Annotated in this window: 6 protein-coding genes; all 6 read right to left on the bottom strand. The window is 34.3% G+C overall.

Going from position 1 to position 7,173, the window contains the following annotated elements; translation table 11 throughout:
• Positions 1–2,708, bottom strand: a 2,708-nt coding sequence (locus IJI93_RS05335; RefSeq protein ID WP_292820973.1) for a helicase C-terminal domain-containing protein, incomplete at its 3' end; no start/stop codon positions are given.
• Positions 2,677–3,198, bottom strand: coding sequence for a type II toxin-antitoxin system CcdA family antitoxin (locus tag IJI93_RS05330; RefSeq protein ID WP_292820971.1), 522 nt, complete (start codon positions 3,196–3,198; stop codon positions 2,677–2,679). The genes IJI93_RS05335 and IJI93_RS05330, both read right to left, overlap by 32 nt.
• Positions 3,199–3,384: 186 nt before the next feature.
• Complete coding sequence (locus IJI93_RS05325) at positions 3,385–5,367, bottom strand: minichromosome maintenance protein MCM (RefSeq protein ID WP_292820969.1); 1,983 nt, start codon at positions 5,365–5,367, stop codon at positions 3,385–3,387.
• A 19-nt stretch (positions 5,368–5,386) separates the two neighbouring features.
• Positions 5,387–6,274: a hypothetical protein gene (locus IJI93_RS05320; protein WP_292820967.1), complete on the bottom strand. Its 888-nt coding sequence runs from the start codon at positions 6,272–6,274 to the stop codon at positions 5,387–5,389.
• 17 nt (positions 6,275–6,291) lie between these two features.
• Positions 6,292–6,633: a hypothetical protein gene (locus IJI93_RS05315; RefSeq protein WP_292820944.1), complete on the bottom strand. Its 342-nt coding sequence runs from the start codon at positions 6,631–6,633 to the stop codon at positions 6,292–6,294.
• Between the two features lie 3 nt (positions 6,634–6,636).
• A complete protein-coding gene (locus IJI93_RS05310) occupies positions 6,637–6,990 on the bottom strand; it encodes a hypothetical protein (protein WP_292820942.1) in 354 nt (117 codons plus the stop codon).
• Positions 6,991–7,173 lie beyond the last annotated feature (183 nt).

Below are 7,173 nucleotides of genomic sequence, written 5' to 3'. Positions count from 1 at the left end.
TCATTGAATAAATCAGTATGATTATTTAACAAGTTATCCATATCAGAATCTAACACATAGAGAACACAGTAATCATTCTCATTACGAATACCTCTACCATAAGCCTGCATCAATGGCATAACAGTCTGATAAATATACCAACTAACATCAAATCTTTTCCTAATATTTATCTGACCCCCTGCTAAACTAGGAAATGGCATTTTAAAAATAATCTGAAATCTACATTTATCATCAGAAAAGTCAACTCCATCTTTAAGGCCTGCTCCGATGAGTACCATGTTATCGTCATCTTCCTCAAAATCTCGGATAGCTTGTTCACGTTTTTTACCATAAGCAACCTTAAACCATCTTCGAGTATACTTGGCTAATTCATTCCTGATATACCAAGCTTGCTCATTACTGGAAACATGAATAACACCTTTTTCATTTTTATGGTCCTCTAATATATCATGGATTTTGATTAATGCATCTTCATTTTTCCAGTTAGGTTCACCAGTACGTTTATCACGACCACTCATCTTTGCAGCATAATCTCTTATGATTGGACGATGCTCTACAGGGAATGGTGATTTCACATAGATATAATAAGTGTCATCTGGATCAATACCTAACCAGTTACAGAACTTATCCTTTGACCCCAATGTTCCTGTCATGAATAATCGTGTTTCACCGAAATGGAATAGGTTATCAGTGTAGTCACTTATCATTAATGGTTTTAGTTCAGCGGTTAAACTGGCTTCTTTAGAATTGACAAGGTAAGTATTATCTCGGAGAATGGCTTTTTTTGTTGGTGTTTCAATTACCCAATTTTCTTCCTGTAGTATGCGGATTATTTCAGCATATTTACCTATGGTTCTTTCATAATCTTTTATGACGTCATCAGTTTCATCATAAATATTGTCTTTCAAGTAATTGTTTAATTGGCCTTTGACAATGTCTATGATTTTTTCACATACTCCAATCCAATACTCGGGTTCTTGAATCTTTTTTAATGTCATGCCATGATCTACTAAACCATCGAAGATATCAATATTGTATTCTTGGTAAATGGTTTTTCTGTTGAATGTTTTGATGACTAATTGCATTATCTTGGATTCAAGGTTATGTGATTCATCAAATATTATCAAGTCTCTTTCAGGTAGTATTCCTGCGAAGTTTCCGGCATAGTGTAGGAAGTCATAGTTGGTGATGACTTTCTCATTACTTAATGCTTCTTTTAATGCTTTATTATATGGGCACATACTGTATTCTGGAGGTAATTTCTTCTTATCGAATTGCCCGCATTTATTTATCAATAATGGTTTTTCTGGTTTAGTGAATCCATCAGGATTACTGTTATAGTCTTTTACTGCTTGTTGATAATTTTGTAATCTGCTGCGGTTTCGGTTGACTATTGTACAATCTCCACAATCCCCTCCATAATTACAAGTGTAGTTGCTTCTGCCTTTGATTTGTGTTACCATGTAACTGAAATCATGAAGGTATTGGTTTAGGAGTTGGTTTGTCATTGTGATTATGTAGCTGGATTCAACATAATTGGAGATAGTTGTTGCAATTGCACTATTATGTGTTGGTATAAAATCTTCAGTACATAAAAACAAATGACTTGGAGAATCAACACAAATACATTGAGTAGGAACAGATTCTACTTTCTCAATAGATTCAATATACCTTTTATACTGAGTTGGTCTAAGATAATTAGGTAATCTCTCCAAATGTCTTTGTAATCTAAATACAGGAAGGTTAGTAGTAAAAGATAACCTATAATATAAACTTAATTCTTGGTCAGAATTAGTTGCTTTTTTATAACATTCATGGATATTAGCTTTAATCCCGATTGAACAAAGCAATTCTTTCAATCCATCAATTAAGTTTTTATTTTTGAATATAATTTCACAACCACCATACTTAGTAATATGTCCATCAGAATCCATTAAACCTTGAATTAAAGCTAATCTTTGATTATAAGAAGCACGTAAATATATTTCAGGAATGTGTTTATTTCCTAAAAGATTATTTTCTTCTAATAGTTTCAAAAATCCAACTCTAATACCATATACATAATCTCTATCATATTTTACAACAGTGAATCCTTCTTTACTGAACTCAGATAATACTTCTTCATCATTAGTAATTATTTCTGATTTATATGAGCTCCCATCCCCTAACCATATGCCTAAAACATATGGATTAATAGGTAGTTCAACATCATTTAACTGTATAGGGTTACAAACATCAATAGAATAATTTTTACGATTTGCATTACCAGTAAAAACTTCTTTTGCCATTTCTTCAGTAGTTAAAACAGTATGATTTCCTTTTCCTTGTTTTCTATCTTTAGCAGTTTCAAGCCACCATTGATGATCTGCATCAGCAATAACTTTTCCACCTTGAACAAATGAAATCTCATAACAATCATGATTTTCAAACACTTCCGATTTACTTATTACATGGCAGATATTACCTTTTTCATCAAATACTTCATCACCAACTTTTAAATCCTCCATTGTAGTAAAGCCATTAGGTGTTGGTATTTTAGTATCTAATGATAATGCTTTACCTGTACCTGTACCTGCTTCCAGGATAATATTCTGGTAACCATTTTCCATTGCAGTTAATATTTCAAGGATGATTTTTTCCTGTTCTGGTCTTGGATCATGTCCGATTAGACTCCAGTTATCCCATAACTTCTTTGAGTAGTCTTTCAATTTCCTCATCCTCTTCTAAGTTTATGTGTGGTAGGATGTTTTCCTCTATGTATTTCCAGCTGTCGAAGATGTATGCTTTTGTTTTGTCTTTTGCATATTCGAATCCAGTATCTTCGAGTACAACTTTTAGCTCTTCTTCTGTTAGGTTTAGGACTTTGCATGCTTCTTCCATTGCGTGTGGTTGGTAGGTTTCTGTGAATTTGTAGGTTTTCCAGATTCCTAACCATGCAAGTTTCTTGTTTTTGTCTTGCATTTTTTCTAAGTGTTTGTTTTCTGTGTCAACATTCATTAGTAAGTGTATGTTGAGTTTTGCACGGTGAAAGTCTTCCCAGTTTTTTCTGAGTTCTTCTCCTCTTTGTTCATCGTTTTCTGCTGTGAATTTGAAATATGCTATTAGGCATTCTTCAACAAATTTGCTTATGTTTGGGATGTGTTCCTTTGCTAGTTTCAATATGTCTTCTTCGATTGAAACTTTGAGTTGTTGTTTCATTGTTTTTTCACCACCTTTAAAGTTAATACTTTTTCTTTTATAGAGTAATACTTATTTAGAGGATAACCCTCTAAAAAAAGTGTCACCCTCCAATGTCCCTTATGGACTATGGACTTTATGACCATAAATTATAGTCATAAGGGATATGGTCCATGATTCAGAAAATTTCTCTTAGTAACAAAATTTTCAGAACCCATTTTCTACATTCTTCCTCGCTTCATTCATAATATCATCCAAATCACACTTCATTTCATGACACCTCAAACCAATCTTATGCCGGACATCAACAAGAATATCCTCATAAAACATCTCATCCCTATCAATCAATATCTTAATCATATCCTCTGCCTCTTTCACCAACTTGATTTCATTATTGGACCAAACATGCTCCAACTCACCAGCAGTCTCAGGAGTCAAACCAATAGTCTCAAGACTTGCACTATAAATACGAAGAGCAGCCTTCGCATCATCAATAGTAGCTACCTCACGCAATTCTGTCTTTGCACGAGCAATAGTCAAACGTTCAATAGCCTTCAAATCCCGCGCAGTAATAGGTTTAGCAGAATCATCCCTTGCTGCAGCACGTCTAGTATTCACATAAAAATCAACTAATAGTTTTTGAGCAGGTTGATCTAGAACTGGGAAACATTCCATCTTAGCATAAGTGACATACTTCTTGAATAAATCTTCATCAAGCACATCAACATCTTTCATAAAGCTTTCCTTATTCAATAAGCTTGTTGCTAACATACGGTCCTTATCTGGATTAATGTTATCTTCTAATGCAAACACTAAATCAAACCTTGACAGGTTACTTTCCGGAATATCAATTTGTTCCTTAATAGTTTTGAACTTATTAAACCGAGAGTATTTAGGATTTGCAACTGCTAATATACTGGTACGTGCAGTCATTGTTTGAACAAGATTTGCTTTTGCTGAGCTAACTGATAATTGTTCCATAGGTTCATTCAATGACTTTTGAGTATGTGGATTTAACTTATCGTACTCATCAACACAAAGCAAACCAGTATCCGCTAATACAACTGCTCCCGCCTCAAGTGTCCATGTGCCTGTAAGCTCATCTTTCACAGCAGATACAGTAAGCCCTGCTTGTGAAGTTGATGTACCACCAATACTCATAATCTTAGGAGCACGTTTCTTCAAAGCACTAATGATTTGTGATTTACCAATACCTGGGTCCCCAATTAAGAGAACATGAATTGTCCACCTATCCATACTATCGGATTTAAAATTATCATTCAAAGGACGATTACCCTCAAATAACTGCAACAATAAACCTTCTTTTACAGTATCATAACCGTAAATCTCAGGAGCTAAAGTGTCAACAAGTTTCTGATAGATACCCTCACTTTGAGATAACTCTCTGATTTTTTCCTTATCAGATTCAGTAATCCGATAATCTTCGAAAGCATCGTCAACAGGTGCGATATTATGAAGTTTAATTAAGAATTCAAAATCATTCTTATCCGGACTTGTACGCTCTACATTGAAAGTTCCAAGAATATCGCAGACATCACCAGCTTTCAAGTTATGTTGTGGACTAGCAAGATAATCCTGCATATACCCTTTAAACTCTCGAGTATTCCCTCCTTGACGATACTCCAAAGGTTCCTCTAATTTCACCCACCTAATATTATGAAACGTAGATGATTCAGGAACCATCTTAAAATTCCTGTTACCACATGACGGACATAAACTTGGCATTACCACTTGGTTGGAATCAGCAGTATCAATATAATGCATCATACCACAACCTTGACAAATAAAAGCTGCTTGTTTCAAAGCAGGAATTGGATCAGTTATGGTTTTAATCATTGCTTTTGAACTGATTAATTCCCCATTGTAACTAGTGTCTAAATCATGCAGTAACACGTTTGGTGGGATTTCCACCAGTTTTAAAGTGATATGGTTATGGTCAGTTCTTCCATTGTTGATACGGTTCTCAACATATTTCAAGAACTTTTCATAACCAAATGTTAAGAATTCTTTCCCAGTTTGTTTGTAGTAATATTCATTGAGTAAAGGATAATCTACATTAATCTTTGTTGGTTTATTTTCAGATTTAGCCAAGTGTAATTGTTCCCCATAATTTGCGAGAACATATCTGAGGAATAATGATTTTTCCTCGTCATTAGCGTCTTTACTCAAATCAAATCACTACCTTTTTTTATTTCATTAATAGTCCTTTTGCTTCGTCATATTCATCCAAGGATAACTTACCTAAATCGAACATGCGGAATAATTCATCGATTACCCCTGCTTTGGTAACTGTTTCTCCAGCATCTTGAATCCTGTTAATTGCTTGTTTGATTGCAGGATTATTTTCAGCAATAGATTTCAAGTTAGGTGATTTTGAAGGTTCAGATACTACTTCAGCTTTAGCTTCAATAACTTCTTCCTCTTCTGCTTTTTTGGTTTTCCTTTTACTTCTTCTAGTCCTTTTACCAGTAGCTGGTTTAGAATCAGCATTCTCAGATGATTCATTAGAATTAGAATTGTTCCTAGATGTTCTAGAAACTTTTTTAGGAATTTCACCTAACTCTTCAGCAGAAACTTCACCTGCACCTATTAAGTCTGCAATAGCTCTGCTTTTTGCACGTGTATGTGCTGTTGCTATTACATCATGTTCGGCATTAGTGAACCTACCTCTTAATTCAAAATTACTTGGGGTTTCTTTATCCGCTTCATGTTTCTTAGTGGAACTGTATCGGATTTTATCGAAGATACTAGCATCTCCAACACCAATACAACTACGGCCATTAGGCAAGGTACATTTAACCATAAAGAATGCAGAGATGATTTGATAATTATCTTCACGGATAATTTCTTTTTCAACTACACAATCACTGATGTTGAATGCAGTTGCAAGTTTCCTCCAAGCAGATTTCTTCTTTTTGCCTCCTTGATAATCTTCTTCATCATCAAGTAAAGCTTTAACAAGTTCCTGGTAGTTATCCATGAATGCAGCTGCACCATCCACATCAACCATATCAAAACCATGTAAGGTTGGAGCTGTGGTTTCTTCCACAGCTACTAATTCACCATTATCACTCATATGACAACACCCCTCTTTTATTCTTCTTCGTAATCTTGTGCTCTATCAGGGTCTTTTTGAACTCTGTAGATACGAGTGTCAGAATATCCTTCTTTTTCGGAAGGGATTATTTCTTTTAAAGTTACGACGATATAATCTCCAATTCTAAGATTTGGGATGAATCTTTTCAAATGTGCATGTGCAGGTAATGTGGTAGTTAGTAAATTACCGTCTTCATCATCACCTAAGTCAAGAACAATACGGTCATTGTTCCATTGATCTTTCACAATTTCAAACACATTACCTTCAACTTTGTCTCCTACTTTTTCAGGATTCCAATATTTATCAACTACTGTTTCTTCTACGTCTTCAAGAACCATAATTTATTCCTCCATTAAAACTTTTTCTTCATTTTTTTCAGTGATTACATGAGTATTCTGGTCAAATACTGTGTAACAATAAAATTCTAAAAATACATTTTCAGGTAGTTCATCAGCATAAGGAGGTAATTTCCCTCCTTTGATTAGAACTTTTAATAATGAATCTCCAGGCCTTAACTGAACCGGTTCGGGGTTAAAGTTAACTCCTAATATTTTTGCTAAATTTTTCTTGTCAATACAAGAATAAGCAGTTGGAGCTAATTTTTTAAATAATTCTTCATCGATTTTACGCAAATCGACAAGAGTATTACTCCCCATTAACATAGTCTCAGACCATGAGCTTGTTATGAATATCAACTATTTCACCATCCTATTACTTGATCCAATACTTTTTTGTCTTGGCCTTCAAGATTAGCAGTTTTTTCTGCTAACCTTTCATCGAAAGTTTTACCATCATTTGGGTTGTTTTCATCCCAACATGATTCTATGAGTTTTGTCATGTCTTCGCATGACTCTTTAAATGTCTTCATTTTAACTTGA

Source organism: Methanobrevibacter sp., from assembly GCF_017431965.1.
Lineage (GTDB): Archaea > Methanobacteriota > Methanobacteria > Methanobacteriales > Methanobacteriaceae > Methanocatella.
This window is presented reverse-complemented; position numbering and strand designations above follow the sequence as displayed.

What these genes read in the sequence shown, in the direction of transcription:
- IJI93_RS05320 (WP_292820967.1), bottom strand. Translation starts at nt 6,274, where the DNA reads ATGAGTGATAATGGTGAATTAGTAGCTGTGGAAGAAACCACAGCTCCA.
- IJI93_RS05330 (WP_292820971.1), bottom strand. Translation starts at nt 3,198, where the DNA reads ATGAAACAACAACTCAAAGTTTCAATCGAAGAAGACATATTGAAACTA.
- IJI93_RS05315 (WP_292820944.1), bottom strand. Translation starts at nt 6,633, where the DNA reads ATGGTTCTTGAAGACGTAGAAGAAACAGTAGTTGATAAATATTGGAAT.